The organism is Pantoea sp. SM3640 (genome assembly GCF_015654165.1).
GTDB lineage: Bacteria > Pseudomonadota > Gammaproteobacteria > Enterobacterales > Enterobacteriaceae > Pantoea > Pantoea vagans.
In genome coordinates this window covers 1,572,112-1,598,059 of sequence record NZ_CP064872.1, presented here as the reverse complement: position 1 = coordinate 1,598,059, position 25,948 = coordinate 1,572,112, and the positions used below count along the sequence as shown (strand labels likewise).

The window sequence follows — 25,948 nt, the reverse complement described above, 5'->3', positions numbered from 1 at the left end:
AACCTGAGGAACGACGAATGGAATTTGATTACATTATTATTGGAGCCGGATCCGCAGGAAACGTTCTGGCGACCCGCCTGACCGAAGAAAGCAATGTGAGCGTTCTGTTGCTGGAAGCGGGCGGCCCGGATTACCGTTTTGATTTTCGCACCCAGATGCCTGCGGCCCTTGCCTTCCCGCTGCAGGGAAAACGCTATAACTGGGCGTATGAAACCGAGCCAGAGCCTTACATGAACAACCGGCGCATGGAGTGTGGTCGCGGCAAAGGTCTGGGCGGTTCATCACTGATTAATGGCATGTGTTACATCCGCGGCAACGCGATGGATCTGGACAACTGGGCCAGCGAGCCGGGGCTGGAGAACTGGAGCTATCTGGACTGCCTGCCCTACTACCGTAAAGCGGAGACCCGTGATATCGGCCCGAACGATTTCCACGGCGGCGATGGCCCGGTGTGCGTTGCAACCCCGAAAGCGGGCAACAACGTGCTGTTTGAAGCGATGATTGAGGCGGGCGTGCAGGCGGGCTATCCGCGCACCGACGACCTGAATGGTTACCAGCAGGAAGGTTTCGGTCCGATGGATCGTACCGTGACGCCAAAGGGTCGTCGTTCCAGCACCGCGCGTGGCTATCTCGATATGGCCAAAGGCCGCACTAACCTGAAGATCGTTACGCATGCTACCACCGATCGCATCATCTTTGACGGTAAGCGCGCGGTCGGCGTGGAGTATCTGCAGGGCGACAGCAACACCATTAACAAAGTCACCGCTCGCCGTGAAGTGCTGCTGTGCGCGGGTGCTATCGCCTCGCCGCAGATCCTGCAGCGTTCTGGCGTGGGTTCGCCTGAGCTGCTGAAGCAGTTCGACATCCCGCTGGTGCATGACCTGCCGGGCGTGGGTGAAAACCTGCAGGACCACCTGGAGATGTATCTGCAGTATGAATGTAAAGAGCCGGTTTCTATCTATCCGGCCCTGAAGTGGTGGAACCAGCCGAAGATCGGTGCAGAGTGGATGTTTAACGGCACCGGTATCGGCGCCAGCAACCAGTTTGAAGCAGGCGGCTTTATCCGCAGCCGCGAAGAGTTCACCTGGCCGAACATTCAGTATCACTTCCTGCCGGTGGCGATTAACTACAACGGGTCTAACGCCGTTGATGCTCACGGTTTCCAGTGTCACGTCGGCTCAATGCGTTCGCCAAGCCGCGGTCATGTGCGCCTGAAGTCACGCGATCCGCGTCGTCATCCGGCCATTCTGTTTAACTACATGTCACATGAGCAGGACTGGCACGAGTTCCGCGATGCAATCCGCATTACGCGCCAGATCATCAACCAGCCAGCGCTGGATAAGTATCGTGGCCGTGAAATCAGTCCGGGCCTGGATTGCCAGACGGATGAGCAGTTGGATGAGTTCGTGCGCAACCACGGTGAAACCGCCTATCATCCGTGCGGCACCTGTAAGATGGGTAACGACCCGATGGCCGTCGTGGATGGCGAAGGACGTGTGCATGGATTGCAGGGATTACGCGTTGTGGATGCGTCGATTATGCCGCTGATCATTACCGGTAACCTGAATGCCACCACCATCATGATTGGTGAGAAGATTGCCGATAAGATCCGAGGCCGCGATCCGCTGCCACGCAGCACCGCCTCTTACTATGTCGCGGGTGACGCGCCGGTTCGCACCGTGCCGCAGCGCGCAGAGTAATTGGTGACAGCGTCACGTAATAATGGCCGGGCACGCTGTTGCCCGGCTTTTTTTATGCAGAGTTTAATGGATCCCCTTTTCCATACATCCTTTTACATAGCCTTCTTTTTTCAAACCATCAAACCTTAACCTGCATCAAATAAAGCAGCATCTGCTGTTGATTTCATGATGTCCAGAATGCTATAAATCCGGCGTGTATTTAACCGGAGGCACTATCCGTCCACTGATGAGAAGCAACAATGTGGATGCGTTGTAAATTTTATGAGCAGAATGTTCATGTCACATCTTACCCCCACCTTCCTTTCTGGCTGGAACGCCGCCGATCAGCACTGGCGTAACGCCCTGTAGTCCCCTCACCACTTCGACACTGTTCTGAGTCTGCCCTGTGTACTGTGGCAGGTCGTCATTTATCGTTGCTGGAGAGCATCCATGTTCGCCTGGATTTTATTATCACTCGCTATTGTTACTGAAATTATTGGTACCCTTTTCATGAAGTGGTCCAGCGTTAATGGCAGCCATTCAGGCTACCTGATGATGCTGGGCATGATTGCCTGTTCCTATATTCTGCTGAGTTTCGCCATCAAACGTATCGCGCTGGGCGTGGCTTATGCCCTGTGGGAAGGTATCGGCATCATGCTGATTACCTTATTCAGCGTGCAGCTGTTTGGGGAAGCGCTGTCCGCGCTGAAAATCTGCGGGCTGGTGACGCTGATCGTCGGGATTGTGTTGATCAAAACCGGCACCCAATCATCAGCGGAGGTTAATCATGGTCATGGCTGATTTTGTGCATGCCGCCTGGCTGGCGCTGGCGATCATGCTGGAGATTGCCGCCAACATATTCCTTAAATATTCTGACGGGTTTAAGAAACCGCTGCACGGCGTGCTGTCACTCTGCTGTGTCCTGCTCGCGTTCAGCGCACTGGCTCAGGCGGTCAAAGGTATCGATCTGTCGATTGCCTATGCCGTCTGGGGCGGTTTTGGCATCATCGCCACGGTTGCGGCCGGATGGGTGCTGTTTGGTCAGCGACTGAACCGCAAAGGCTGGGCGGGTCTGACCCTGCTGCTGGCCGGTATGATCCTGTTAAAGCTGGCCTGACGGATCCCCGTAATCAGTAATCCAGGTTAAGGGTGTGTCACCGCACGCCCTTAACTTACTGTGCTTTACCTCCCTTTCCCGATTGATTTTTCTCTCTTTCCTGTGCTCGGAATCCTCTTACTTTTGTAAAGGGCCGTTTACATATCTTTTGCCTTAAGGCTTAGTGAGCGCCAAAAGCCGGATAAAAACGAGGAAAAGTTATGTCTGCAACACGAGGTTGGTCAACGGAGCTGGAAGGATTACGCGGCATTGCCTCTCTCTGGGTTCTGGTTGGCCATATCAGCTTACTGGTTCATTGCCACATCACGCTGATTTCATCACCGGGCATCGGGGTCGACCTGTTTATTCTGTTATCGGGTTATCTGATGGCAAAAAACTACGTCGAGCGCCAGCAGAAGGAGCCATGGCAGAGCGCGGAGACGATTAAGAAGTTCTGGATCCGCCGCTTCTTCCGTATCGCCCCGCTCTACTATCTGCTGTTAATCATCGCCCTGCTTTATGGCCCGTGGTTTGGTGAGATGCGTGACACCATTGCGCATTTCTATTCCGGCACCGCCACGGAGTCGTCGCGTTACAACGACCAGTCACTGGCAAACATCCTGACTCACTTCAGCTTCCTGTTCGGCCTGCTGCCCGAGTATGGGTTTAACACCGTGCTGCCAGACTGGAGCATTGGGCTGGAGATGCAGTTCTATCTGCTGTTCCCGTTCATCATGCTGGTCACGCTGCGCTTTGGTTATGCCGCCTCGCTGATTGGCATCATGGCGCTCTGCTGCGCCGGTCGCTATGTGCTGGCCGATTATTATGAAGCGTTTGAGATGCCTTCGATGATCCTGATTAAGCTGAACATGTTCCTGGCTGGAATGCTGCTGGCCGAAGCGATTCGCCGTAAATCCCTGCTCTATGTTGCCTTTGCGCTGCTTGGCCCGGTCGTCACCGTAGCGATTGGCATGGACGCGATTAAGCTGCAGGTGATTATGGAGGCGCTGATGATCGTCGGTATGGCGGCAATTCTGTGGCAATACCCGCAGGGCAGCATGATGGCTCAGCTGATTGCCCTGCCGCGTAAGCTGCTGAACAACCGCCTCAGCACCTGGCTGGGTGACGTCTCGTTCTCAGTCTATCTGCTGCACCTGCTGATTGTGATCCCGCTGATCGCCCTGCTGCTCACTCACACCGACATTGAGTATAAGAGCGATATGACACGCTTCCTGATTGTCTGCGTTTCCGCTATCCCGGTAACCTATGCGCTGGCTTCTTTACTCTATAAGTATGTTGAGAAGCCCGGCATTCAGATGGGTAAGCGCGTGCTGAAGCCGAAGCTGGCCGATCAGACCAGCTAAGTTCGCTAATAATCATGATTAAGCCCCTGACTGGGGCTTTTTTTGCCTCTGGCGCTCGTTATCAGCCCTTCACAGGCATTGATGACGCGCCGTCGCCAGCATGCCTGCTGAGGTGAACTACACTTTCCCGGTTAGCAATCTGACGCAAAGGAGAGAACATGAGCATTCAGCATCTGCTGCTATCCAGTGACGGTGGCGCGGTGATTATTGAAGCAGAACAACTCGAAAGCGAGCTGGTTATCCCGCCCCATCTGCAGACCCTGAGCGGCGGTGAAGCTGACAGTGATACCGGCCATCGGGTGGCGGTCACAAAGCATTACTGTAAGGGACGCTACTATGCGGTTGCCCTGGATCGCCATGCGGCCAGTAATGAAATCGATGACGTGATTGACCTGCTGCATCCTGCCCCGCTGGATTAGCCTTTGTCGGCCACGCTGCCTTTAACGGCATGTTCCGCTGAGGCCACGGCGGGAAAACGGCCTGTTAATGCATTACTGCCACGCGGCATCACCATTTTCAGAAGAGGAAGAGCATTATGGAAAAGAAGAAGTGGTTTGTTTCCTACGTGATTAAGCCAAAAGGTGAAAATCATGTTACGACGCACGCCTTTATTGAAGGTGACAATGTTGAGGAGGCGCTCGAAGCCTTTATGTTTGAAACCAAAAAAAGCCTGTCGCTGGAAACTGAAGAGCTAACGCTGCTGTCGGTAAGTCTGGTGTAACCTCTGATTAACCTCGCGTTCGCGGGGTTTTTTCTGCCCTATGTGAGGGTCATTTTCTATTTATATTATTTATAGTTTCCCTGGTGCGGCACTCAGTTACTTAGTGGGATAAGGCCAGGCGTGATCCATGCCCATGGATGACATCAGGCCGGTCACAGCCAGATACGCCAGTATCAGGACAAACAGTACAATTGCAGCAATTTCAATGGATTTAAGTAAGTGATGCTTCGCCATAAATAACCCTCCTTCAGTTGTGTGTAATCAAGACCTCACCTCATAAACTATAATGTTACCGGTAAAGTGCAAGTGAAAATCACATAATGAAACATAAAGCCGTGCTTATTAATGTTTGTAGAGAATACGCGTTAAGGGTTTCACGTGGCAGGACCAGGCATTTCAGGCATAAAAAAGCCCGCAATGCGCGGGCCTTAATGACAATCAGTTGGATCTTAACTGGCAGACTGACCGGTAAAGTCGATCACCATCCTGCCGCGGATTTTGCCGTGAATCATCTCATCGAAGATGGCATTGACCTCACCAATCTTCCTTTTAGTTACCTTAGGCACCACCTTGCCTTCTGCCGCAAACTGGAACGCTTCCGCCAGATCGTTGCGCGTTCCGACCAGCGATCCCACCACCTGGATGCCATCAAGCACCAGTCGCGGGATATTCAGGCTCATCGCTTCCGGCGGCAGTCCGACTGCTACGACCCGACCTCCGGCTCTGACCGCATCCACCGCCGAGTTAAAGGCCGCTTTGGCGACGGCTGTAACCACAGCCGCATGTGCCCCACCGGTTTTCTCCTGAATAAAGCGTGCCGCATCTTCGCTGGCAGAGTTGACGACCAGATCGGCACCCATCTCTTTCGCCAGTGCCAGCTGTCCGTCACTGACATCAATCGCAATCACTTTGGCATTGAAGACGTTTTTCGCATATTGCAGAGCGAGATTACCCAGCCCGCCAAGGCCATAAATTGCCAGCCACTGCCCCGGTTTAACCTCGGATACTTTTACCGCTTTGTACGTAGTGACACCGGCGCAGGTGACGCTACTGGCGGCGAAAGGATCGAGCCCATCGGGAACTTTAACCGAGTAGTCAGCAACAACAATACACTCTTCAGCCATACCGCCATCGGCGGTATAACCGGCATTGATGACGTCTCTGCAGAGCGTTTCGTTACCGGAATTACAATATTCACAGTGCCCGCAGCCCTTGAAGAACCAGGCGACGCTGGCGCGATCGCCCGGCTTGAGCGAGGTGACATCCGGCGCGACCTCCTCAACGATGCCGATCCCTTCATGACCCAGCGTGACGCCGGTCTTGTCACCAAAATCACCGTTCTTCACATGCAAATCGGTATGGCATACACCACAGCATTCCATCCTGAGCCGCGCTTCGCCGGTTTTGAGAGGACGCAGCGTCTTCTCAACCACTTCAACCTGGTGTTCACTATTAGCAATTGCCGCTTTCATAAACATTCCTCCTTTTGACTGGAGATTAAGAATAAGCCAAACGGAGATGATGACAAGATGACAGGTAAGCTTTGGGTGCTTGCTGCGAGAGTTGTTGTGACTTTTGCGAGTGGGGTCGGTTTTTTAGGGATTGTGTTTAGCGGCAACGCTTCGTCAGGCTTACGTTCTCTGTCGGGTAGAGATGAAGCGCGCTTACTGAACAATTTGGTCAGGTGAACATTGCCCGTTAAAAGGGGCGATTAAGCCCCAGTCGCTTCAGAAGATTTCGTACTGATTGCTCAAACGTCTCTTAAGAGTGCCAGCGGTGGATGCCACTGTCAGCGGGTGGCGGCCCCATATGCTGAGCGGCACTATCCGGCGCTGGCGGTGGTCCCATATGCTGAGAAGCGTTGTTTGCGGGCGCAGCCGGCCCGGCGTGATGGCTCCAGCTGGTGTTGTTATGCTGGCTTTCATGATGACGATGCCAGTCAGAAGATGGACCACGGTGATGACCACCATCAGCCATCACACAACCTGACATTGCGGCACTTGCCAGCGCTAGAATCACACAAGGAATAACTTTTTTTATGAACATAACTGACCCTGGTTAAATATCACTGGGGCAGGTTACGTCCCGGTTTTTATACGGTGGGTAAATGTTAGAAGGGGTTTGGGGAGGATGTTGGGGGAGGTTGATTGAGGTCAATTTTGGGGATGACCTGCTATCGGGAAAGGATCGATTATGCTGTCAGTAAGGTGAAAGCGTCAATGAGCATTAACTGGACCTAAGATAATGACAAAAATAGTGGAGCAGTGATTGATTTTTGAGCACGCCACTGATCGTTAGTCAGATAAACGGATACGCTTTCTTAGCCTCAATCAGTGACGACAAGTTGATATAATCACTACATATAAACCAGGTCTCCTTTTAAGGGTGTTACTCTTCTCTCACTTTAATCGCTAATGATTTGAATAGAACATTTAAATATTTCCGGATCGAGCTAATACCATCTATTGTATTTAATATACACATAAGAAACGATAGCTACCCATGATATGCTAAGAAGCCCTGCATGCTCTGGAATAAACCGGATAAAAATGTACAAACCTGCCATAATGACAGCAAAAGGTATTAAATAGAAAAAAGACTGTACTAGCCATAAAAGTACACGCTTCATTTATTCAATATCTCATATAAAGCATCTGCGATTTTTTCTTCATTATTATCCCCTGAATTTATCTGATAAATTATCTGGCTCATTTGAGGCTCAATCAGAAAGTAAAGCATTTCGATATTTTCCTGACACAAGGAATGATAGTAAGAAGGATCCTGAAACTTCAGCCTGTTAGCTGCAGCTGCGGCAATTTGTGCATTAGCATACAGCGTAGCCCCATTCACAAACCATGTAGAGAAGGAGTTAACGATTTGGATATGTTTTTTTTTGAAATCGCCACTTTCAAGAATTAAATTAGCGAGAGTCAGTGACAGGGAAAGCTTGTTAGCTTTGGTTGAAGCATGTTCTGCTGCTTTGCCGATCAATTGCTGGATCCGAGACACAAGATCACTACTTTTTTGAGGCCCGAGTTTTGTTAAGGTTTTACGAAAATAAATTTCAACCATATCAAGACTAACGTCACCCCTTGCATATATTTCACCCAAAGCGAGAACTAACCTTTTGTCCTCTCTCCACGTATCACGGCATGAACTGCGATAATATTCATCGGCAACGAAACATGAACCATAATTCATAAGCCTTTGACTACCTAATCTGAATTTTTCAATTGTAGATATATGGTCTGCATGGATGTCATTAAGAGAATTTGTAAGAACTACCGCTAGCTGCTTATTAGCCTGCATCTTCAATTGCAAATAGGTTTGTGACATTATTTAGGTCCATGTTGTATCATTTAACCAATTTTTGATCATGTTCACCTTTAAGGGCAAGAAAGAAGATGAGTAAAGCAAAAAAAATGTTGATTTATGTCCCTGTTGTTATTATTTTTTTTCTAATTATACCGGAGATTACCCTTCGACTAACGACACCTGAACAGCTGGCAAGTCTGAGTGATTTTACAAGCTTAGGAGGAATGCTGAACCCATTGCTTTCATTAATGATTTTTTTAGGATTTTTTTCGATCTTTCTGGCTGTTATCACCGTATCCGTTTCCAAAAAAATCTATCAGACAAGAGCAAACTCAAAGAACAAATGAAGTCTGGTATTAGCTGTAATTGGCTTCACTTACAATGACTGCCAATTAAGCACATGACTAATATTGATTTTAGCGTTCTGTAATTATTGCTCCCTTTTTTCGGAGCGAGGCAGGCGGAACAAGCACCTAAAATCGTTGTTTCCCGGACAACGTCACCAAGTCGATACTGATTTTCGATGAAAAACAACGTGAGCATGTCATAGGCTGAGACACAGAAAGTCTTTGAAAGGGTTAATGTATTTTCATACATGGATGAGTGTACTGAGGTTTCGGTAAATCCCGCTATCTTTGGTAAATAATAATTCTGATGAGTTGATTCAAATCCTGGCTTCAGCTTCAGCCAACCAAAAAAAGACCGAATACCTTTCTATCCTTACAATATCAATTACTTATAATGATATTTGGCGACAAGTTGGCTACAAAACCAGCTTGCCGTAAATTTTCTTAAAAGAATGCGTTTGTAGGGCTACAGGACATAAATTTTAACTCAAATTAAAACTCTATAATTTATTACATCTTCATACATCTTTTGTATCAATTCTGCCAAGTCGTGCATTAAATTCGATATATTGCTATCTTCAAAGTTTAAAGCCTCGATAACATAATTTATTCTTTCACTACTTGGTAAATAATGAGACGGGGAATTGCTATCGATAGCTGAGAAGAAAAGTGCAATACCGCAAATGGCAAGATTGATATTAATATCTTCAATATCGAATATCAAACTTGCAAGCCTAATCCCCCATGTATCAGCTTCTTTTTCTACTTCTACTGGATCTAAATCTCCATTCTGGTGTTTTAGCATAGCATGTGAGTATTCATGAGCAGCTATGAATAACTCACAACCTCTTAACATGTCAGAGTAAATTTTATATCCATTTTCGCCAAATGAATGTGCGGATGAGTATGCTAAACTTCCATCAACATTATAATGATCAAAAAAATGTCTCCAGTTTTTCAAATCATCACTAAATTCTAGTAATGTATCTTTATTTTCGGCATCGACTAAGAAATCATGCCACACTTTATGCCATTCTTTCTTATCACCACCTTTCAACAAATCTTTAGGCATTGAGTTAACAAAAATAGAAAAGACCCCACTAATAAATTGAAAAAGGCCTGATTCAAAAACAACAAATACTTTTGATTCATTTTCATTCTTAACTGGCACTGCTAAAGCACTAACTTTACCCGTAGGAACACAGCAAAACCCGGCATAGTTTTCATGATTGAAAGGAAATAACTTGCTGACCACCCCAACTTTAGACATTAATTCCGAAGCGATACCAAAACTCAACCTATCGTCAAATTTTGTAGGCAGTTCAACAACATCTGAGATTCTATCATTCAATTTACTTCGTATAAGATCAGTAATTTCTAGCTTACTTAAAGCTTCATTTGTACCTACATCTTCATTAAATCCTTTAAGAATTGCATCTTCTTTCATAAATTGGTTTGAATTGTGTTTGAATACGATATTTTCCAGATAAACCTCAAGCTTCGCATAAAGTTCATCATGTTCAGATAAATACTTCATACCATCTCCAAGAGAAATTTCTTAAGTTAACGTAAGATGATAACGACAACATCCATTTCTAATCATTAAAAGCCATTGTTATTATCACTTTCCCTGAAACTGAAATTTCATCCAAACCACAAATGAAATCACTACCTTTCCCTGTTACATTTATTTTATTTCTTGGCAATAAAGTTACGTCATAAATATCGAATTTTCCATTAACACTAATTAACCAGCGTCCATTACTTATATCTTTAAAACCTAAGTCAACCATCCATGCCCCCACGCTGCTTGAAATAAAAACTGGCTCACTAATTGATTTTGATAAAAAGCTTAAATCAGCGAACCATTCTCCAGTATTATTCAGCACGCCTCTGTCAAGAATTTTATGAGGAATTCTTTGACCAAAAATTTCTTCTACATGTTTACGTGTCTGTTTTCCTTTCCCTGTTGCGAGCCACTCTAGAGAACAGCCAGTATCAATTGCACATGTCACGACAACATCACCGGGAAAATAATTTCTTCTCACCCATGTACTGACAGTTGCGGAAGATATGCCAAGAAGTTCGCAAAGTTGCTTTTGAAGGGTGAAACCATATGCATCCATGATTCTGCGCAGCACTGCTTTGCCGCCATTGGACGTGATTTCTTTCAAAAGAGCTTCGCCAGAAGGCAGCTCTATATCTCGCTCTAAATTTGCATTTGCAAGCTTTCCATTTAAAAGCCATTGCAGATCTACGTCGGTATCAAGTACGCACTTTATAATCGCGCTCCCCGGCACGCTATTACGTTGTGACCATGCACTTACGTTATTTGAGGGAACATTAAGGGCTTTAGCCAATGCACGCTGTGTCGTTACACCATAAGCCGCAAGCAACCTCTCAATCACTTCTTGGGCATTTGACTCTAAGTTAGGCATACATAACCAACCACAAAAGTAGTTTACATGAGCACAATTGTGATCTAACGTATGTACACACCACATGTAACACCGTAGAACACGCTATTTAACAGGAGATATTGCGTTATGCATACTGAAAATGCAAACAGACAGAACGCATTTGACTTAGTGCAATCTCAAGATTTTATTGCCAATGTCGCAGCGATTTTGATGCCAGCCATCAGTGACGCGGTAAACGACGCCGTCACGCTCGCCACATCCCCAACCATGTCTAAGCAGGACTTTGCTGCAGCCAACCGCATCAGCCTGTCTGTGCTGGAGAAATGGATTGCTAATGGCGTTGTCTTGCTTGCCCCTACTCCATCTTTCACCTACACGCAGAACCGCACTAATCGTAAGACCGGCGAAGTGGTAGAAACTACCATGACGAAACATGGCAATCCGCTTATCAATGTTGCTGCATGGCGTGAGAAGAACCGCCAGCAGGCAATCAAATGCCGCTACATCAAACCATAACTTGATTTTGCAAGTTAAGAAGGAGCTGAGCATGTTTGATTTCAAGGTTTCTACCCATACCCATTACGACGATGCCTGTCGCAAATTCGCGTTAGCTCACAACATGGAAGACGTCGCTAAGAAGTCCGGGATGCGTGCGCAAACTCTGCGTAACAAACTGAATCCAGATCAGCCACATCAGCTTACCGTCTTAGAAGTTTTAGCTCTCACTGATGTCACTGAGGATGCAACGTTAGTTGATGGCCTGCTGGCGCAAATCCAGTGCCTCCCTTGTGTCCCGGTAAACGAAGTTGCAGATGAAAAATTCCCCCTGTATGTCATGAAAGCTACCGCAGAAGTGGGCCAGTTAGCAGCTGGGGCAACCTCTACAGAACCTATGACTGCCAATTGTAAACGCGGCCTGCTGCAAAATGTTAATAGTGGTATTCGCTGCTTAACCCTGGCCGCAATGGCAGTACAAGCACGTATTCAGGCTAACCCGGCACTGTCCTCAACTGTCGATGCTATCAGCGGCATCGGTGCATCATTTGGCATGAGTTGAGGGGGAATCATGATCTCACTGGCTGCAAGGCTCACACGTCAAAGCCCATCCATGTCATACGGACACGGCTGGATCATGGGAGAAAACGGTCAGCGCTGGAATCCAGTAACGCCATCATCTCCAGAAGTAAAAGCACAAGCATTACCTAAGAGGGGCGGATCATGGCTATCGAAGGCGATTCCATGTTGGTCGAGCTGACAGCCGGTCAACGCGTTGCAGCGCTGAATCATGTTGCACTGCTTCGCGCGCAACTGATGGGCGGTAATTGCGAAAAAGATGTAGCCCGTTTTATTGCTGAAATGCGCGATGTGACTGACAACAATTATCAGGATAACAAACGTGCTCTAAGTGCCATTTTCTTCCTGGCAAACATTGGTAAAGACCGGCACTCAGCCGATTTTACTGATCTCACTACTGATGAAAGAAACGCGTTGATTCGCGCAATGAACCACCTGAAAGCCGTTGTGAGTTTGTTCCCCAAACGAATGACTCTTTCGAACTAAATAATACAAAGCATTTAAATGGCGTAAACCCGCCGGGATTCGCTTTGTCTGAATTAAGGAAAATCACATGCTGAATAAATCATCTGGTACCAGTAAACCTGCTTCATATATCGAACTCGATATGATGCTGAATGATGCACGTAAGGAAGAGCGTCTTGCTCGTGCAGAACTTATGGCCTCACGCCTCAATGTATTGGCATGGAAAATCCGTAGTGATGGAATGACACACATTGAAGCAGCCGAGCTACTTAATCAGGAAGCAGAAAAAATCCAGGCACAGGTTGAGGAGTCGCATTAATGGCTGACTCAATGGACATCGTGCAACAGCGCACCGATGAAATGCTAGCTCGCAACATCGCCAATATCGTCAATCGCGCGCCTGCTATAAGCGCCTCATTTTGTGAAGACTGTGATGCCCCAATTCCTGAAAAGCGCCGCCGCGCGTATTTGGGTGCAACTCGCTGTGTTTTCTGCCAGGAAATTGAGGAACAGCGCAATAAACACCGGCAGGATAATTCCTGATGCATGAGGAATTTGCTTACCCGTGGAATGCTCCACGGGAAGCCATCGCCAGCCCCTATCACAACTATGAGGAAATGCGCAGCCGCAGTCAGATGATTGCGGCTTTAGTGCGTGCGCAGGAGCTACTTGAAAAGCAGCCGACCCTGATACAGCTCGACGTTAAACGCCGCGTCAGTGATCTGGAAAAGACGCACGGAACAGCCCGCGCCAATGCGTACTTAACAAAGACATTTGTTGAGCGCACATTGCCACGCGTTGAAACCGTTAACGCTCAATATCGTCTTGGAGAGATGACCAGCGGCACGTTTAACCTGCTGGCCGGGCATTCCGCAAAAGGAGCTGGCGCGGCCAGTGCAGGTGGTCAGCTGTGGGAGCTGATGCGCCGCTTCAACCGACTGCCTGACATGGCGCGCGCCGACATCGATCTACTGGCCGGGGATGTCGCTAATTTCATCCTCGCCGAGCTGGTACAGGTACACGCGCAGGCCAGCAACGAGTCAGATTACAAATACACGCATCGTGTTTACATGACTGCCGCCACCATCACCCAAGAGCTGAGTCAGACGCCTCCACTGTGGGAAAAGGTCACGTCACGCCTTTTTGACCCGGAGGAAGTTACGCCGGCAATCCTGCGTATGCAGAAGGAAAAATGGTGGAAAGGCAGGCTGCGTCGCGTCGCCGCATCATGGCGTGAACATCTCCAAATCGCACTGGCAAACGTCAGCAAAAAACATACCCCCTATGCCAGCAGCATGACCGTTTCAGAGTGGCGCGAGCAGAAGCGCCGTACCCGTGAGTTTCTGAAGGGAATGGAGCTGGAAGACGAAGAAGGCAACCGCATCAGCCTGATCGAGAAATACGACAGCAGCGTGGCCAATCCGGCGATTCGCCGCTGCGAGCTGATGACCCGCATTCGCGGCTTCGAAAACATCTGCAACGAGATGGGCTTTATTGGCGAGTTCTACACGCTGACCGCACCCGCGCGCTATCACGCCACAATCAAAACCGGGCATCGTAACCGAAAATGGAACGGTGCCAGCCCGGCCGACACGCAGCGTTATCTCTGCAGCGTCTGGCAGAAAATCCGCGCCAAGCTGCACCGCGAAGAAATCCGCATCTTCGGGATTCGAGTTGCTGAGCCTCATCACGACGCGACCCCACACTGGCACATGCTGATGTTTATGCGCCCTGAACAGGCTGAGCGCGTGCGCGAAATTATGCGCGATTACGCCTGGCAGGAAGATGGTAGCGAGCTGACGACAGACAAGGCCCGTAAGGCACGTTTTCACGCCGAGGCTATCGACCCGGATAAAGGCAGCGCAACGGGTTACGTTGCTAAATACATTTCCAAAAATATTGATGGTTATGCGCTGGATGGTGAGACAGACGACGAGAGCGGAAAAGATCTGAAAGAAACAGCCTCGGCCGTTTCTGCCTGGGCGGCACGCTGGCACATCCGGCAGTTTCAGTTTGTGGGCGGTGCGCCGGTCACGGTTTACCGCGAGCTGCGCCGCATGGCAGACAGCGAAACCGCGCACGGCCTGAGCGTTGAGTTTGCGGCCGCGCATGACGCCGCTGACGCAGGAGACTGGGCCGGATATGTTAACGCGCAGGGCGGGCCGTTCGTGCGCCGTGACGATCTGGCCGTGCGCACCTGGTATCAGGCAAACGAAGATGTGAATGAGTACGGCGAGGAAACCTTGCGTATCAAGGGTATTTACTCAACAGAAGTTGGCGAAGATACGCCAATTTTAACCCGTCTGATGCAATGGAAGATTGTCCCGAAACGTTCCGTTGATTTGGGTTTTGAATTTAAGGACGCGTCCGCGTCCTCTCGGAGTTCTGTCAATAACTGTACGGAGCCGACAGGCTCTGAAACCACTATCGATTTCACAAAACCCCCTACTCGCGCCGAGCGAAGAAGGATTATTAAGCGATTAAGAGAAAAGCCAGCGCCGGAGCAACCTGAGCCGGACAAATACTTACCTGAAGTGAGTCATTGCACAGAACGGGAGGCGTTGAAAAAGAGTTTCTTCGAGATCTCCAGGTTAACACTGTCCGACGGCGAAGCTGTGCGCATGATTAAAGGCTATACAATCAAGGTTGGGGAGCTTTCTTACTGGAGCGGTACAAGCGGCTATCTGTTCCATAGACGGAACAAGAATCCTACTCCCTTAAAAAGATTTAATGCTCTTGCGAAAAAAAGCGGCATACCTGTGCCTGATTAATAAAACGGCAGTCGGACTAATCTGAGCCGCACGATTCTTTACGATTCCAAAACGTCATGATACTGTTTATAAATACAGTATATTTTGACTAGAAGGAGTTAATCATTTGATGGAAATAGAGAATCTAAGCGAGACGGTTGCACGCATCCAGTTCATTGCTGACGTATCACTGATCGCACACTGCAAAGAAGATGAATTAAAAATGGCACTGTCGATGATCAGCGACATGGCAGGGACAATCGACACATCTGTTTTCGAAGCTGCCATATACCGCCAGGCTGAATGATTAATTGCCCCTTCCCTACCGTTCACTAGCCACCTTTCAGGTGGCTTTTTGCTTCTGCATCAAAGTGCATATGCTTGCATGAATCCGCATGATCCAAATTGGATCGCTAAGCGTGTGTGAGGCCGGTGCTGGCGCGTTCAGAGGTAACACATGCACCTGCATGAAAAGCGATGCATAAAGCGGGCAGGCGTGGCGGGGATAGCATTGCGCGCGAACACTTAAACATGTATGCATTGGTGAGTAAGATCACTGAAGCTTTAAAGAAATTTACGAATGGTCCGATATTCATTGTAAAATCCAACCTTAACGCAAGCGTAACGGAGAGATGCAAGTGGATAGATGCGGGAACTATTTGATAGAAGATTTCCATAGGCTCGGTCGAGGTGCCTTTGGGGAGGTTTTTGAAGTAAAGGTTCACAATCTTACTAAAACATACAGTACTATATATGCGAGGAAGTATTTTTCACCTTCGCCGGAATACGACACTGAGATAAAAGAGCTAACGGATATAAGACACAGGTTTTTGGTCGAAATTAAAACACAATGCTTATTAAATAAATTTAGTTACGATACTATAGCTCCGATTGTTTTATTTAACACTAATGGTGAAAAGCCTTACTTCGTCATGGAAAAGGCTGAATCTAATTTAGGCGAGGCGATTGAATCGGGTATGAGCGATTCAGAAAGAAAACAGGCCATATTGCAAATCATTACCGGTGTTGGGGTTATACATAATAATGAGTATATTCATAGGGACTTAAAGCCAGCCAATATACTAAAATACATAAACCGCAATGATGAAAAGACTGTTAGCTATAAAATAACTGATTTTGGACTAGTTAAAGACTTTAACGATGTCCGAGCAGAGCTGAAAACAAAATTTCAGCCAAACTATTTAGGGACAGACGGGTATCGCGCTCCAGAAATAAAAGAGAGCGGGCTTTTCTCACCTCAATCAGATATTTTCGCTATAGGAAAAATCATAAGCGACATTTATAACAAAGGAAGGAACTCCTCATTAAAAAAGGTTATATCTAAGTGCTGTAATCAATGGCCAGAAGATAGATACCAAAACACAAACGATTTACTTTCAGACTTTCTAAAAGCCATTGAGGAGTGAAAATGAAAAATATCTTAGACATGGCTTGCTTTAGCGGAAAAGATCTAAATAAAGATCATAATGAAGATCTTTATCTGCCGCCTACTTACGATAAAAAATTCAATATCGTTTTTGCTGTGGCAGATGGCGTCGGAGCCAGTAATGATGCTAAACAAGCATCAAAAATTGCAATTGAAGCAGTACGCGAGACACTTTATCTAAATGAATTTAATATAGATAGTGCTTTTGAAAAAGCAAAAAAGGCGATAGATGAACTTGAAATCGACACAGCTACAACCTTAACGGTTGTTCATGTTACTCAGGAAGAAATACTTATAGGCCATCTTGGTGATTGCAGACTTTACTACAGAAAGAATAATAAATTGAAGCAAATCACAAGGGACCAAACAAGATACCAAGACCTGCTCGATTCCGGTGAGCACAAAATGAAAAACTTAAGAAATCACAAAGAAAGACTTTCAACTATTTTAACCTCAGCATTATCAAGAAAGGTAGAGCCTAAGTTTGAAAAGTTGAGCATACCTTTTAAAGACGTTGAGGAAGATGGAGTTATTTCATTATTCTTAATGTCAGATGGTGCCTATAAACATTGGCATGCTCGCCCATCTTTTTCTGAAAAAACCATGAAATCCTCATCTGCTTTTTGCTCTAGCTTAAAGAAACGGATAGAGAAGAAAATATTAGATGACTATACGCTGATAGCATTAAACTTATCATAAAATCTTGGGCGGCTGCTTTTTATTCCGAAGTTCGCCGCCCATGAATATAGAATTAATTATTTAAACATCGAGTTTATAATCTGAAAATTTAATAACCATATCTCCTATCCAATTGTTGATCTCTTTCATTCGCTCTTGTAAAGGCGTCAGCTCATTACGCACAAATACCTGTGCCGCCTTCACCGCATCGCCAAACCCGCCAGTGTTATCCGGGATAATTCCCATCATCTGCGGCGGTACGCGGTGCGCGCTTAACAAATCATCGCGGCTGGCCTTCTTGATGTTAAAGAAATCGTCTTTCGTCGCCACTTCACTGAGCGGCAGGATCTTAATGCCGTCCGGCTTACCGTTAGGCGCGTACATAAACAGGTTGCGGAAGTTGCCGATCCCTTTCGTGTCGCGCATCGCCTGCCGCATCCGGTCAACGTCGCTGCTGCTCTGCGCCGCATCGGTCATGTAAAGGATATAACCGGCGTGCGCGCCGTTCTGGTAATACTTGCGGCGGAACAGCGTCGCCGCCTCATTCAGCCAGGCAGAGTTGAGCGCGCTGAGGTATTCCGGCAGGCCGTACAGCTCCTGATTAATATCCGGCTCCAGCAGGTGGAACACGCTGCCGGCCGAAAACTCGTGCGGCTCTTTCCAGTCATTCACAAACCAGTAAACGCCATCCTTAACGCCTCTGCGGGTGAATTTGGCCGGGGTGGTTTCAAGGCGCAGCGGCTTACCCAGACCATTGCGGCGCAGCTCGGCAAAGGCGTTGCCGAAGACCAGATAATCCAGCGCAAACTTGCTGAACTCCTGCTGACTCATCATCGGGTGCGGGATAAAGGTCGAGGCAAGAATGTTGCGCTTCACGTAAATCGGCGAACTGTGATGCACGGCCGAGCGCAGACTTTTAGCCAGCCCGCTAAAGCTGACCGGCGGCTCAAACCAGCGCCCGTTGCCGATGCACTCGGCATAATCCAGAATGTCGCGCTTATCCATGACCGGCGTCGGGTCGCCAAAGGTAAACGCCTCGGCGTGCTGCTGTGGTGCGGTTGCCTGTACCGGCTGCGCGGTGGCGGTGTGTGCCTTGCGGCCTCTGCGTTTGCTCATCAGTAAAATTCCAGAATTGAGGGATTAGCGCCGCAGCTGGCTGCGGTAAGCGGTTCGTTTAACAGTGCGTGCATGATTGCCCAGGCGACGTCAGCATGGCTGGCTTCTTCGCTGCGGCTCGCCTCGTAGGTTGAGCGATTGCCGCTGGCCGTCATGGTTTTGCGGATAGCCATAAACGACTGCGTGATGTCCGTCGCCCCGGCGTCATACTCAAGCCGCCCGCTGCTGATGGTGTCTTTTGCCTTCAGCACCATTGTTGTTTTCACTTCCGGTGAATATTTGATTTCGCGCGCGGCCGGGTAAAACTGGCGTACCAGCTGGAAAACACCCTGTCCGATGCCGGTGGCATCCACGCCGATGTATTCAACGGTGTATTTTTTCGTTAAGTCCTCGATAGATTTCGCCTGCGCGGCAAAGTCCATGCCCCGCCACTGGTGACGCTCCAGCACGCGGAACTTACCGCCCGCAACGAGTGGCGGTGCAATAACCGCACAGCCTGCGCTGTCGCCGGTGTGCGACGGGTCATACCCGATCCAGACCGGCCGGTAGGCAAACGGGCGCGGCAGGTACGGGTTAAAATCTTCCCACTCTTCCAGGCTGTCGATCATGCAGCTCTGCAGCTCGGCAAATGGGAACACGCTCGCCTCATCATCGACAAAATCACACATCAGCAGGTTCTGATATTCCGCCGGGCTGTATTCAAGCTGCAGTTGCTCAATGTCGAACAGGTTGCAGCCGCCGGTCAGCGCATCCTCAACTGTCACGATCTGCCGCCACTGCCCGTCACCGCACAGCGCGCCTTTTGCCAGGTGTGAATGCGACAGGTCTATCTCGATGCGATCATCTCTGTTGCGCCGCCCCTTGTTAAACAGCTCGCCTGACCAGAACGGATAGGCGCTGTGTGAAAGAGCCGACGGCGTGGAAAAATAGGTCGTGCGCCATTTCTTGTGCAGCGACATGCCGCTGGCAACTTTGCGCAGCTCCTGGAATTTCGGGATCCAGAAATATTCATCCAGATACAGGTTGCCGGTGTAGCTCTGCGCGGTACGCACGTTCGTACCGAGGAATATCAGGCGCGCGCCGTTCGGCAGCACGATGGGATCGCCTTTCAGGTCAACGTCAGCCTGGCGGGCGAAGCCGAGGATATAGTTTTTAAAAACGTGGGCCTGCGCCTTGCTGGCTGAAAGAAATATCTGGTTTCGCCCGGTGGTCAGCGCATCGATCAGCGCCTCACGGGCAAAGTAGAACGTTGCGCCAATCTGGCGGGACTTCAGGATATTGCGGATGCGGTGAGTCAGCCCGGCACGGTGCCAGTTGAGCTGATACTCAAAGCAGTTATCCATAAACACGCCGGTCAGCTTGTCTGTCTGTTCCTCGCTGAACTCGTTTTTAACAACCGGCTGGCGCTCGCCTTTGTTCCGGTTGCGCACGTTAGGGTTTAAGTCGGCCTCATTGCCGCTGCTGCGGTAACGCTCAACGCGGGCAAGGCGCTCAATCTGACGGCCGAGCGCGTCTATCTCTTTGTAATCACCATTCCCCTTTACCTCTTTCATGATGAGCTGAATCAGCCGGGCTTCCATGCTGGATTCCACGCGACTGATGGGCGCAACGTTGTCCCACGCGTCGCGCAGCTTCCAGCTCTGCACGGTTGGCGTTTTCTGTCCGAGCGTCTCCGCAATCTGGCGCACGGAATAACCCTGCCAGTAAAGCAGCGCGGCCTGACGGCGCGGATCGCTGATGATAGTTGTCGGTGTCATGTTCATACCGGCAAGGCTACCGGTGCCGAAAATGGCGCGCCTGCTGTCCCTGTTTGCTGATGCATCAGCGGGCTGGCATTCGTTGAGGGATTGTGTGGCGACGGGGAAACTGGCCCCGAACCGACCCAACACCTGACCGGAGCCTGATTAATGGCAGCAATCAAAGCAAAGCGTTTTCGTATCGCAGTTGAAGGCGCAACCACTGACGGCCGTGTCATTTCCCGCGACTGGATTTCGCAGATGGCGAAAAACTACAGCCCGGAAATGTACGGCGCACGCATCAACATGGAGCACATCCGGGGCTATGCCGCTGACAGTACCTTCCGCCGCTTTGGCGACGTGACCGCCGTCGAGGAGGAAGAAATCGTCGACGGGCCGCTCAAGGGCAAGCTTGCGCTGTATGCCTGGATTGATCCGACGCCTGAGCTGGTCGAACTGACAAAAGCGCGCCAGAAAATCTACACCTCTATTGAAGTTAACCCTGAGTTCGCCGACACGGGCGAGGCGTATCTCGTCGGCCTGGCCGTCACCGATGACCCGGCAAGCCTCGGCACTGAGATTCTGAGCTTCAGCGCCACGGCCAAAGTTAACCCGCTGGCGTCCCGCAAGCTGGATAAAGGCAACCTCTTTACCGCCGCTGAAGAAACCGTGATCGAGTTTGAAGAAGTGGCGGAGCCGTCACCGTCCCTGCTGGCGCGTATCTCGGCGATGTTCTCTGCCAAAAAGAAAACCGATGGTGAGCAGTTCGCCGACGTCAGCGCGGCAGTTACGGCCGTTGCTGAGCAGGTGCAGCTGAACGCGGAGAGCCAGACGCAGGAGCTGTCCGCGCTTGAGCAATCCCTCGCCGCTCGTCTGGAGGCTATCGAGCAGCAGGCCGGGGAAGACCGCGCCGCTTTCGCTGCGCTGCAGGGCCAGCTTTCGCAGACCGACGGCAGCTTTACCCGCCGCCCGGCGGCAACCGGCAGCGATCCGAAGTCCGGCGCGCAGACCGACTGCTAATCAGGCGTTGCCTGAACGTTAAAACCCAACACAGAGATAAACAGGAACGCCAATGCGCAAGAATACCCGCTTTAAGTTTAACCAGTTCATGACCCGCCTCGCCGAGCTGAACGGCGTCGAAACCGACGACATGAACAAAAAATTTACCGTTGAGCCGTCGGTCACGCAGACCCTGATGAGCCGCGTGCAGGAGTCTTCCGACTTTCTGACCCGCGTCAACATCGTGCCGGTGTCCGAAATGAAGGGCGAAAAAATCGGGATCGGCGTGTCCGGCTCGATTGCCAGCGTGACCGACACCGCAGGCGGCGACGAGCGCGAAACCGCTGACTTTGCCGCGCTGGATAAGCAGGGTTATGAGTGTGTGCAGGTCAACTACGACTTTCATATCCGCTATAACACGCTCGACCTGTGGGCGCGCTATGAAGATTTTCAGGCCCGCCTGCGTGATGCCATCGTGAAGCGCCAGGCGCTTGACCGCATCATGATCGGCTTCAACGGCGTGACCCGCGCCAAAACCTCGAACCGCGCCAAGAACCCGATGCTGCAGGACGTGGCCGTAGGCTGGCTGCAGAAGTACCGCAACGATGCACCGGCGCGCGTGATGAGCAAAATCACCGAGGAAGACGGCACCGTCGTTTCTGAAAAAATCCGCGTCGGCAAAAACGGCGACTATGCCAACCTCGACGCGCTGGTGATGGATGCCACCAACACCCTGATCGAGCCGTGGTATCAGGAAGACCCGGAGCTGGTTGTCATCGTGGGCCGTCAGCTGCTGGCTGATAAATACTTCCCGATCGTCAACCAGTCGCAGGCCAATACCGAGCAACTGGCCGCTGACGTCATTATCAGTCAGAAACGCATCGGCGGTCTGCCAGCGGTGCGCGTGCCGTATTTCCCGGCCGACGCCATGTTTATCACTCGCACCGATAACCTGTCGATTTACTGGCAGGAAGGCACGCACCGCCGCCTGATTGATGAAGTGCCGAAGCGCGACCGCATCGAGAACTATGAGTCCATCAACGAGGACTACGTGATCGAGGATTACGCGGCCGGTTGCCTGGTTGAAAACATCGAAGTCGGTGAGTTCAGCGCGGCTGCAGAAACCCCGGCAGCAGAAACCCCGGAGGCGTAACGCATGTTAAGCCCTGCCCGACGTCACCGCATGCACCAGCAGGCTATCGAAGCCTCGCAGAACGCCGACAACCCGCTGCGCTACGCCAGCGGCTATGAGCAGATGCTCATCAAGCTGAACGACGACAAGCGCCGCCTGAAGAAAGTGCACTCTAACGAGCGCAAGGCGGAAATGAAGCGTCAGCTGCTGCCTGAGTACCTGCCGTGGGTGTCCGGCGTGCTGGAGAAAGGCAAAGGCGCACAGGATGCCGTGCTGATGACCGTCATGATCTGGCGGCTTGATGCGGGCGACGTGCCCGGCGCGCTGGAGATTGCCCGGTACGCGCTGACGCATGGCCTTGTGTCGCCAGACGGCTTTAAGCGCGCCAGCCTGCCTTACCTGCTGGCCGAGGAAGTCGCCAGCGCGGCAACGCGCGCCTGGACGTCAAAAGAGCCGGTCGATATTGACCCGCTGCTGGCAACCATTGCGATGACGGAATCTGAAGACATGCCCGATCAGGTGCGCGCCAAACTGCACAAGATAACCGGGTATGTGCTTCGCGATGCGGGCAGGGCTTCGGAGGCGATGACCCACCTTGTAAGGGCGCATCAGCTGCACGACGGCTGCGGCGTCAAAAAAGACATTGAGCGGCTGGGAACGGCGATGAAAAAACAGGCCATCGCCAGCCGCTGACCGAACGCGACCCCGCGCACGGGCGGCAGGACGGCAACGCACTTTCAGTGTCTGCGCCGTCCTCCACCGCCCACCTATTTCAAAGGCCGATTATGAATAACACGGTTGTTATCCCCGCCCCGCGACCGGCAGAAGCTGCCGAGCCGCCGGTAAAGAATACGTTTTTCTGGCCTGATGTTGACCTGCTGCAGCTGCGCGATTCGCTGCGCTATGAGGGTACGGTCACGGCGGTGCGCCTGCGCCTTGCCGTGAAAACGGCGATTTCAGAAGTAAACGCCGAGCTGTACGACTGGCGCGCCTCGCAGATGGCAGCGGGCTTTAATGTGCTGGCCGACGTGCCTGCGGAATCGCTCGACGGCGAGAGCGAAAAGGTCACTGCGTACCTTGCCGCCGTCAGCGCGCTGACCGCCGCCACCATCGTCGAGCGCTATCGCGGCTACGACGCCAGCGGCACGAAAAAAGCGGGCGAAATCGAGGCGAGCGCCGACGAGTACTGGCGCGATGCGCGATTCAGCATCAGCCGCATCGCCGGTAAGCCTGGCTGCATTGTGGATCTGCTCTGATGAACATTTACGCGCAGCAGGGCGATACCGTTGATGAAATCTGTCAGCGCTATTACGGGCGTATCGGTCAGGCCGTCGAACTGGTTTACGCGGCTAATCCGGGCCTGGCCGAAAGCGGGCCTGTACTGCCGCACGGCTGCGAGGTGACGCTGCCTGATCTGCCGGAATCTTCAGCAGGTGAAACCGTCAACCTGTGGGACTAAAAATGGAAAAAATCAGCTCTGTGATCAACTACCTGATAGGCCTCATCCTGATGTGGTTCGGCCGTCATACGCCACAGGATATCGCCTTTATGGTCGGTTCCGGCGTGGCCGTTATCACGCTTATCACTAACGTGGCGACGTTCTTCATCAACTGGCATTACCGCCGTAAAACCTACGAGCTGCAGCGCCTGCGGGGGGTGAGCCTTGAGCCAGACCGTTAAACGCTGCGCCGTGGTGGCCGTGCTGGCAATTGCTGCGCTGCTGCCACAGTTCAAAACCCTGAAGACGTCCGAGGCCGGGCTTGCGCTTATCGCCAACGCCGAGGGGTGCCGCACCTCGCCCTATCAGTGCAGCGCCGGAGTCTGGACTAACGGCATCGGTCACACAGAGGGCGTGACGCCGCAAAGCCAGATCAGCGAGCGACAGGCGGCGGTCAATCTGGTGTATGACGTGATGCGCGTCGAGCGTGGGATCGATGCCTGTATGTCGGCTGAGATGCCGCAGCCGGTCTATGACACGGCCGTTTCATTCGCCTTTAACGTCGGCGTGCGCGCGGCCTGCAGCTCGACCTTTGCCCGTTACATCAGGCTGCAGCACTGGCTTGATGCCTGTAATGAGCTGCGGCGCTGGGTGTTCGTTAAGGGCGTGAAAAATCGCGGGCTGGAAAACCGCCGCGCTGCGGAAACAGCCTACTGCCTGCGGGGTGTCAAATGACGCGCCTGATTGCCGCTTTGCTGGCCGTCGCTCTGCTGGCGCTGGGCGTGACCGGCTGGCAGTGGAAAATTGCAAAAGACGACCTGACCAGCGCGCAGCGCATTATCGGCACGCTGTCGGCCGGTATCGTGAGCCGGGATAAAGCGATAGCCAGGCTGGACGCCGATGCAAGGGCCAGCCAGAAGCGTGAGGCCGAGCTGCGGCTGATGCAGGGGCGCGCCAGCACGGCCGCACTTAACCGTGAAATGACCATACAGAGAGAAACCGATGCAAATCCGATACTGCGTGACTGGTCTGCTGCTGCTCTGCCTGACAATGTTATCCGGCTGCACGCCCGTCCGGCCTTCGCCAGCGCCAGAGATTATCTGGATTGGGTGTCCGCGCGTGACAAGCTGCCCGGTGCCGGGAAACAGCCTTAAAACGGCGGGCGATCTGGCGGCGGACAATCGCCAGCTTGAGGCCGCACTCGCCGCCTGCGGGCTGCAGGTCGAAATAATCAAAGACTGCCAGGAGCAGCACGATGCTGAAACCCCAACAACTGCGCCAGACACTGACCGACAGCGTGCCGGAGCTGCAGCGAAACCCTGACGCGCTGAACGTGTTTATCGACAGCGGGCGCATCATCTCGACGCTTGCCAGCTCGCTGTCGTTTGAATACCAGTACCGGCTTAACATGGTTATTACCGACTACGCCGGTAACATCGACCTGCTGATCGTGCCGCTGCTTGCCTGGCTGCGAACGAATGAACCCGACATTATGGCAAGCGAGGAAAAGCGCCGGACAGGCTTCACCTTTGAGGCGGATGTTATCAGCGACACGGCCAGCGATATCAGCATTGAGCTGCAGCTGAGTGAGCGCGTGATCGTGAAGCAGGCCAACGACGGGCTGCACGTGACCCACGTCGGCGAGTACCCGCTGCCGGAGAATGACGCCCGGCCGGTGCAGCTTTACGTTAAAGGCGAGCTGGTCAGCGAGTTACAGACATGAGCGAGCTGCAGCTGGTAAATGACCGTCTGGAGGCGCTTATCAACAGCCTGTCAGCCTCGGCGCGTAAAGAAATGGCGCGCAGTATTGGCCGCAAGCTGCGCGCGAGTCAGCAGCAGAACATCAAGCGCCAGCAGGCACCTGACGGCACGCCGTTTAAGCCCCGCAAAGCGCAGCCGGTGCGCAGCAAAAAGGGCCGGATAAAGCGCGAGATGTTCGCCAAGCTGCGCACGGCTAAGTACATGAAGACGCAGGCCAGCCCGAATGAGGCCGTGATCGAGTTTGCGGGTAATGTGCAGCGCATGGCCCGCGTGCATCATTACGGACTGCGCGACCGGCCGTCACGCAAAGGCAAAGAAGTGCAGTATGAGGCCCGGCCTCTAATAGGTTTTTCAAATCAAGACTATATTATGATTGAAAAGATGATATATAATCATCTTTTGTGAAAAAA

The 25,948-nt window shown here is 51.2% G+C and carries 36 protein-coding genes; 28 read left to right on the top strand and 8 right to left on the bottom strand.

Annotation, left to right across the window (positions count from 1 at the left end; translation table 11 throughout):
• Positions 1–17 precede the first annotated feature (17 nt).
• The 6 genes from betA (at position 18) to IV493_RS07330 (ending at position 4,860) form a co-directional block, all read left to right on the top strand.
• Positions 18–1,700 (top strand): choline dehydrogenase, encoded by a 1,683-nt coding sequence (gene betA, locus IV493_RS07355; protein ID WP_195858012.1) that lies wholly within the window; start codon positions 18–20, stop codon positions 1,698–1,700.
• Between the two features lie 429 nt (positions 1,701–2,129).
• Positions 2,130–2,480, top strand: coding sequence for a multidrug/spermidine efflux SMR transporter subunit MdtJ (mdtJ, locus tag IV493_RS07350; RefSeq protein ID WP_013358123.1), 351 nt, complete (start codon positions 2,130–2,132; stop codon positions 2,478–2,480).
• Complete coding sequence (gene mdtI / locus IV493_RS07345) at positions 2,467–2,796, top strand: multidrug/spermidine efflux SMR transporter subunit MdtI (protein ID WP_095707087.1); 330 nt, start codon at positions 2,467–2,469, stop codon at positions 2,794–2,796. The genes mdtJ and mdtI overlap by 14 nt, the downstream gene beginning before the upstream one ends.
• A gap of 200 nt (positions 2,797–2,996) precedes the next feature.
• Positions 2,997–4,139 (top strand): acyltransferase, encoded by a 1,143-nt coding sequence (locus IV493_RS07340; protein ID WP_195858011.1) that lies wholly within the window; start codon positions 2,997–2,999, stop codon positions 4,137–4,139.
• A gap of 158 nt (positions 4,140–4,297) precedes the next feature.
• A complete protein-coding gene (locus IV493_RS07335) occupies positions 4,298–4,558 on the top strand; it encodes a hypothetical protein (RefSeq protein WP_013358126.1) in 261 nt (86 codons plus the stop codon).
• Positions 4,559–4,674: 116 nt separating this feature from the next.
• Complete coding sequence (locus IV493_RS07330; protein ID WP_013358127.1) at positions 4,675–4,860, top strand: hypothetical protein; 186 nt, start codon at positions 4,675–4,677, stop codon at positions 4,858–4,860.
• Between the two features lie 96 nt (positions 4,861–4,956).
• Here IV493_RS07330 and IV493_RS07325 read toward each other — a convergent pair whose 3' ends face one another.
• The 4 genes from IV493_RS07325 to IV493_RS07310 form a co-directional block, all read right to left on the bottom strand.
• Complete coding sequence (locus IV493_RS07325) at positions 4,957–5,094, bottom strand: hypothetical protein (RefSeq protein WP_013358128.1); 138 nt, start codon at positions 5,092–5,094, stop codon at positions 4,957–4,959.
• Positions 5,095–5,309: 215 nt separating this feature from the next.
• The gene (adhP, locus tag IV493_RS07320; protein ID WP_033783306.1) at positions 5,310–6,332 is read right to left on the bottom strand and encodes an alcohol dehydrogenase AdhP; all 1,023 of its coding nucleotides are present in this window, start codon (positions 6,330–6,332) and stop codon (positions 5,310–5,312) included.
• A 289-nt stretch (positions 6,333–6,621) separates the two neighbouring features.
• Complete coding sequence (locus IV493_RS07315) at positions 6,622–6,837, bottom strand: hypothetical protein (RefSeq protein WP_110330402.1); 216 nt, start codon at positions 6,835–6,837, stop codon at positions 6,622–6,624.
• Between the two features lie 648 nt (positions 6,838–7,485).
• The gene (locus IV493_RS07310; protein WP_195858010.1) at positions 7,486–8,196 is read right to left on the bottom strand and encodes a hypothetical protein; all 711 of its coding nucleotides are present in this window, start codon (positions 8,194–8,196) and stop codon (positions 7,486–7,488) included.
• Positions 8,197–8,264: 68 nt separating this feature from the next.
• Between IV493_RS07310 and IV493_RS07305 the strand changes: the two genes are divergently transcribed.
• A complete protein-coding gene (locus IV493_RS07305; RefSeq protein ID WP_230299992.1) occupies positions 8,265–8,522 on the top strand; it encodes a hypothetical protein in 258 nt (85 codons plus the stop codon).
• Between the two features lie 487 nt (positions 8,523–9,009).
• Here the strand turns inward: IV493_RS07305 and IV493_RS07300 are convergent, their stop codons facing one another.
• Positions 9,010–10,059 (bottom strand): hypothetical protein, encoded by a 1,050-nt coding sequence (locus IV493_RS07300; protein WP_195858009.1) that lies wholly within the window; start codon positions 10,057–10,059, stop codon positions 9,010–9,012.
• A gap of 58 nt (positions 10,060–10,117) precedes the next feature.
• Positions 10,118–10,960 (bottom strand): helix-turn-helix domain-containing protein, encoded by an 843-nt coding sequence (locus IV493_RS07295; protein ID WP_195858008.1) that lies wholly within the window; start codon positions 10,958–10,960, stop codon positions 10,118–10,120.
• A gap of 108 nt (positions 10,961–11,068) precedes the next feature.
• On the opposite strand from IV493_RS07295, the gene IV493_RS07290 reads away from it, so the two are divergent.
• The 10 genes from IV493_RS07290 (at position 11,069) to IV493_RS07245 (ending at position 17,377) form a co-directional block, all read left to right on the top strand.
• Positions 11,069–11,458 carry a hypothetical protein gene (locus tag IV493_RS07290; protein WP_195858007.1) on the top strand — a complete coding sequence of 130 codons (390 nt, stop codon included), beginning with the start codon at positions 11,069–11,071 and terminating at the stop codon, positions 11,456–11,458.
• Between the two features lie 31 nt (positions 11,459–11,489).
• Entirely contained in the window at positions 11,490–11,999 is a 510-nt protein-coding gene (locus IV493_RS07285) for a phage regulatory CII family protein (RefSeq protein ID WP_195858006.1), read from the top strand.
• 9 nt (positions 12,000–12,008) lie between these two features.
• A complete protein-coding gene (locus tag IV493_RS07280) occupies positions 12,009–12,197 on the top strand; it encodes a phage filamentation protein Fil family protein (RefSeq protein WP_195858005.1) in 189 nt (62 codons plus the stop codon).
• Positions 12,161–12,502: a DUF5347 family protein gene (locus IV493_RS07275; RefSeq protein WP_195858004.1), complete on the top strand. Its 342-nt coding sequence runs from the start codon at positions 12,161–12,163 to the stop codon at positions 12,500–12,502. Before IV493_RS07280 ends, IV493_RS07275 begins: the two co-directional genes overlap by 37 nt.
• A gap of 67 nt (positions 12,503–12,569) precedes the next feature.
• Positions 12,570–12,800 (top strand): DUF2732 family protein, encoded by a 231-nt coding sequence (locus IV493_RS07270; RefSeq protein ID WP_195858003.1) that lies wholly within the window; start codon positions 12,570–12,572, stop codon positions 12,798–12,800.
• The gene (locus tag IV493_RS07265; protein ID WP_195858002.1) at positions 12,800–13,024 is read left to right on the top strand and encodes a TraR/DksA family transcriptional regulator; all 225 of its coding nucleotides are present in this window, start codon (positions 12,800–12,802) and stop codon (positions 13,022–13,024) included. The genes IV493_RS07270 and IV493_RS07265 overlap by 1 nt, the downstream gene beginning before the upstream one ends.
• Positions 13,024–15,252, top strand: a complete 2,229-nt coding sequence (locus tag IV493_RS07260; RefSeq protein WP_195858001.1) for a replication endonuclease — start codon at positions 13,024–13,026, stop codon at positions 15,250–15,252. Before IV493_RS07265 ends, IV493_RS07260 begins: the two co-directional genes overlap by 1 nt.
• A 109-nt stretch (positions 15,253–15,361) precedes the next feature.
• Positions 15,362–15,538 (top strand): hypothetical protein, encoded by a 177-nt coding sequence (locus IV493_RS07255; RefSeq protein ID WP_195858000.1) that lies wholly within the window; start codon positions 15,362–15,364, stop codon positions 15,536–15,538.
• Between the two features lie 325 nt (positions 15,539–15,863).
• Entirely contained in the window at positions 15,864–16,658 is a 795-nt protein-coding gene (locus IV493_RS07250; protein ID WP_230299991.1) for a protein kinase, read from the top strand.
• A 2-nt stretch (positions 16,659–16,660) separates the two neighbouring features.
• Positions 16,661–17,377, top strand: coding sequence for a PP2C family serine/threonine-protein phosphatase (locus tag IV493_RS07245; RefSeq protein WP_195857999.1), 717 nt, complete (start codon positions 16,661–16,663; stop codon positions 17,375–17,377).
• 60 nt (positions 17,378–17,437) lie between these two features.
• On the opposite strand, the gene IV493_RS07240 is transcribed toward IV493_RS07245, so the two are convergent.
• Together IV493_RS07240 and IV493_RS07235 are read right to left on the bottom strand one after the other, a co-directional pair.
• The gene (locus IV493_RS07240; RefSeq protein ID WP_195857998.1) at positions 17,438–18,472 is read right to left on the bottom strand and encodes a phage portal protein; all 1,035 of its coding nucleotides are present in this window, start codon (positions 18,470–18,472) and stop codon (positions 17,438–17,440) included.
• The gene (locus tag IV493_RS07235) at positions 18,472–20,235 is read right to left on the bottom strand and encodes a terminase ATPase subunit family protein (RefSeq protein ID WP_195857997.1); all 1,764 of its coding nucleotides are present in this window, start codon (positions 20,233–20,235) and stop codon (positions 18,472–18,474) included. Before IV493_RS07235 ends, IV493_RS07240 begins: the two co-directional genes overlap by 1 nt.
• A gap of 144 nt (positions 20,236–20,379) precedes the next feature.
• Between IV493_RS07235 and IV493_RS07230 the strand changes: the two genes are divergently transcribed.
• The 11 genes from IV493_RS07230 to IV493_RS07185 all read left to right on the top strand — a co-directional run bounded on the left by IV493_RS07230 (position 20,380) and on the right by IV493_RS07185 (position 25,943).
• A complete protein-coding gene (locus IV493_RS07230; RefSeq protein WP_195857996.1) occupies positions 20,380–21,228 on the top strand; it encodes a GPO family capsid scaffolding protein in 849 nt (282 codons plus the stop codon).
• 52 nt (positions 21,229–21,280) lie between these two features.
• Positions 21,281–22,360: a phage major capsid protein, P2 family gene (locus IV493_RS07225; protein WP_195857995.1), complete on the top strand. Its 1,080-nt coding sequence runs from the start codon at positions 21,281–21,283 to the stop codon at positions 22,358–22,360.
• Between the two features lie 3 nt (positions 22,361–22,363).
• Positions 22,364–23,032, top strand: a complete 669-nt coding sequence (locus tag IV493_RS07220; RefSeq protein ID WP_195857994.1) for a terminase endonuclease subunit — start codon at positions 22,364–22,366, stop codon at positions 23,030–23,032.
• 92 nt (positions 23,033–23,124) lie between these two features.
• Positions 23,125–23,595: a head completion/stabilization protein gene (locus IV493_RS07215; protein ID WP_195857993.1), complete on the top strand. Its 471-nt coding sequence runs from the start codon at positions 23,125–23,127 to the stop codon at positions 23,593–23,595.
• Positions 23,595–23,798: a tail protein X gene (locus tag IV493_RS07210; RefSeq protein WP_195857992.1), complete on the top strand. Its 204-nt coding sequence runs from the start codon at positions 23,595–23,597 to the stop codon at positions 23,796–23,798. Before IV493_RS07215 ends, IV493_RS07210 begins: the two co-directional genes overlap by 1 nt.
• A gap of 2 nt (positions 23,799–23,800) precedes the next feature.
• Positions 23,801–24,019 (top strand): HP1 family phage holin, encoded by a 219-nt coding sequence (locus IV493_RS07205; protein WP_010255079.1) that lies wholly within the window; start codon positions 23,801–23,803, stop codon positions 24,017–24,019.
• Positions 24,003–24,512 (top strand): lysozyme, encoded by a 510-nt coding sequence (locus IV493_RS07200; RefSeq protein WP_031592801.1) that lies wholly within the window; start codon positions 24,003–24,005, stop codon positions 24,510–24,512. The genes IV493_RS07205 and IV493_RS07200 overlap by 17 nt, the downstream gene beginning before the upstream one ends.
• The gene (gene lysB, locus IV493_RS07195) at positions 24,509–24,931 is read left to right on the top strand and encodes an Rz-like lysis system protein LysB (protein ID WP_195857991.1); all 423 of its coding nucleotides are present in this window, start codon (positions 24,509–24,511) and stop codon (positions 24,929–24,931) included. Before IV493_RS07200 ends, lysB begins: the two co-directional genes overlap by 4 nt.
• A complete protein-coding gene (gene lysC / locus IV493_RS18545; protein WP_230299990.1) occupies positions 24,828–25,100 on the top strand; it encodes an Rz1-like lysis system protein LysC in 273 nt (90 codons plus the stop codon). The genes lysB and lysC overlap by 104 nt, the downstream gene beginning before the upstream one ends.
• Complete coding sequence (locus tag IV493_RS07190) at positions 25,033–25,500, top strand: phage tail protein (protein ID WP_195857990.1); 468 nt, start codon at positions 25,033–25,035, stop codon at positions 25,498–25,500. The genes lysC and IV493_RS07190 overlap by 68 nt, the downstream gene beginning before the upstream one ends.
• Positions 25,497–25,943, top strand: a complete 447-nt coding sequence (locus tag IV493_RS07185; protein WP_195857989.1) for a phage virion morphogenesis protein — start codon at positions 25,497–25,499, stop codon at positions 25,941–25,943. The genes IV493_RS07190 and IV493_RS07185 overlap by 4 nt, the downstream gene beginning before the upstream one ends.
• The last annotated feature ends 5 nt before the right edge of the window (positions 25,944–25,948 follow it).

What these genes read in the sequence shown, in the direction of transcription:
- betA (WP_195858012.1), top strand. Translation starts at nt 18, where the DNA reads ATGGAATTTGATTACATTATTATTGGAGCCGGATCCGCAGGAAACGTT.
- mdtJ (WP_013358123.1), top strand. Translation starts at nt 2,130, where the DNA reads ATGTTCGCCTGGATTTTATTATCACTCGCTATTGTTACTGAAATTATT.
- mdtI (WP_095707087.1), top strand. Translation starts at nt 2,467, where the DNA reads ATGGTCATGGCTGATTTTGTGCATGCCGCCTGGCTGGCGCTGGCGATC.
- IV493_RS07340 (WP_195858011.1), top strand. Translation starts at nt 2,997, where the DNA reads ATGTCTGCAACACGAGGTTGGTCAACGGAGCTGGAAGGATTACGCGGC.
- IV493_RS07335 (WP_013358126.1), top strand. Translation starts at nt 4,298, where the DNA reads ATGAGCATTCAGCATCTGCTGCTATCCAGTGACGGTGGCGCGGTGATT.
- IV493_RS07330 (WP_013358127.1), top strand. Translation starts at nt 4,675, where the DNA reads ATGGAAAAGAAGAAGTGGTTTGTTTCCTACGTGATTAAGCCAAAAGGT.
- IV493_RS07325 (WP_013358128.1), bottom strand. Translation starts at nt 5,094, where the DNA reads ATGGCGAAGCATCACTTACTTAAATCCATTGAAATTGCTGCAATTGTA.
- adhP (WP_033783306.1), bottom strand. Translation starts at nt 6,332, where the DNA reads ATGAAAGCGGCAATTGCTAATAGTGAACACCAGGTTGAAGTGGTTGAG.
- IV493_RS07315 (WP_110330402.1), bottom strand. Translation starts at nt 6,837, where the DNA reads ATGGCTGATGGTGGTCATCACCGTGGTCCATCTTCTGACTGGCATCGT.
- IV493_RS07310 (WP_195858010.1), bottom strand. Translation starts at nt 8,196, where the DNA reads ATGTCACAAACCTATTTGCAATTGAAGATGCAGGCTAATAAGCAGCTA.
- IV493_RS07305 (WP_230299992.1), top strand. Translation starts at nt 8,265, where the DNA reads ATGAGTAAAGCAAAAAAAATGTTGATTTATGTCCCTGTTGTTATTATT.
- IV493_RS07300 (WP_195858009.1), bottom strand. Translation starts at nt 10,059, where the DNA reads ATGAAGTATTTATCTGAACATGATGAACTTTATGCGAAGCTTGAGGTT.
- IV493_RS07295 (WP_195858008.1), bottom strand. Translation starts at nt 10,960, where the DNA reads ATGCCTAACTTAGAGTCAAATGCCCAAGAAGTGATTGAGAGGTTGCTT.
- IV493_RS07290 (WP_195858007.1), top strand. Translation starts at nt 11,069, where the DNA reads ATGCATACTGAAAATGCAAACAGACAGAACGCATTTGACTTAGTGCAA.
- IV493_RS07285 (WP_195858006.1), top strand. Translation starts at nt 11,490, where the DNA reads ATGTTTGATTTCAAGGTTTCTACCCATACCCATTACGACGATGCCTGT.
- IV493_RS07280 (WP_195858005.1), top strand. Translation starts at nt 12,009, where the DNA reads ATGATCTCACTGGCTGCAAGGCTCACACGTCAAAGCCCATCCATGTCA.
- IV493_RS07275 (WP_195858004.1), top strand. Translation starts at nt 12,161, where the DNA reads ATGGCTATCGAAGGCGATTCCATGTTGGTCGAGCTGACAGCCGGTCAA.
- IV493_RS07270 (WP_195858003.1), top strand. Translation starts at nt 12,570, where the DNA reads ATGCTGAATAAATCATCTGGTACCAGTAAACCTGCTTCATATATCGAA.
- IV493_RS07265 (WP_195858002.1), top strand. Translation starts at nt 12,800, where the DNA reads ATGGCTGACTCAATGGACATCGTGCAACAGCGCACCGATGAAATGCTA.
- IV493_RS07260 (WP_195858001.1), top strand. Translation starts at nt 13,024, where the DNA reads ATGCATGAGGAATTTGCTTACCCGTGGAATGCTCCACGGGAAGCCATC.
- IV493_RS07255 (WP_195858000.1), top strand. Translation starts at nt 15,362, where the DNA reads ATGGAAATAGAGAATCTAAGCGAGACGGTTGCACGCATCCAGTTCATT.
- IV493_RS07250 (WP_230299991.1), top strand. Translation starts at nt 15,864, where the DNA reads ATGCAAGTGGATAGATGCGGGAACTATTTGATAGAAGATTTCCATAGG.
- IV493_RS07245 (WP_195857999.1), top strand. Translation starts at nt 16,661, where the DNA reads ATGAAAAATATCTTAGACATGGCTTGCTTTAGCGGAAAAGATCTAAAT.
- IV493_RS07240 (WP_195857998.1), bottom strand. Translation starts at nt 18,472, where the DNA reads ATGAGCAAACGCAGAGGCCGCAAGGCACACACCGCCACCGCGCAGCCG.
- IV493_RS07235 (WP_195857997.1), bottom strand. Translation starts at nt 20,235, where the DNA reads ATGAACATGACACCGACAACTATCATCAGCGATCCGCGCCGTCAGGCC.
- IV493_RS07230 (WP_195857996.1), top strand. Translation starts at nt 20,380, where the DNA reads ATGGCAGCAATCAAAGCAAAGCGTTTTCGTATCGCAGTTGAAGGCGCA.
- IV493_RS07225 (WP_195857995.1), top strand. Translation starts at nt 21,281, where the DNA reads ATGCGCAAGAATACCCGCTTTAAGTTTAACCAGTTCATGACCCGCCTC.
- IV493_RS07220 (WP_195857994.1), top strand. Translation starts at nt 22,364, where the DNA reads ATGTTAAGCCCTGCCCGACGTCACCGCATGCACCAGCAGGCTATCGAA.
- IV493_RS07215 (WP_195857993.1), top strand. Translation starts at nt 23,125, where the DNA reads ATGAATAACACGGTTGTTATCCCCGCCCCGCGACCGGCAGAAGCTGCC.
- IV493_RS07210 (WP_195857992.1), top strand. Translation starts at nt 23,595, where the DNA reads ATGAACATTTACGCGCAGCAGGGCGATACCGTTGATGAAATCTGTCAG.
- IV493_RS07205 (WP_010255079.1), top strand. Translation starts at nt 23,801, where the DNA reads ATGGAAAAAATCAGCTCTGTGATCAACTACCTGATAGGCCTCATCCTG.
- lysB (WP_195857991.1), top strand. Translation starts at nt 24,509, where the DNA reads ATGACGCGCCTGATTGCCGCTTTGCTGGCCGTCGCTCTGCTGGCGCTG.
- lysC (WP_230299990.1), top strand. Translation starts at nt 24,828, where the DNA reads ATGTTATCCGGCTGCACGCCCGTCCGGCCTTCGCCAGCGCCAGAGATT.
- IV493_RS07190 (WP_195857990.1), top strand. Translation starts at nt 25,033, where the DNA reads ATGCTGAAACCCCAACAACTGCGCCAGACACTGACCGACAGCGTGCCG.
- IV493_RS07185 (WP_195857989.1), top strand. Translation starts at nt 25,497, where the DNA reads ATGAGCGAGCTGCAGCTGGTAAATGACCGTCTGGAGGCGCTTATCAAC.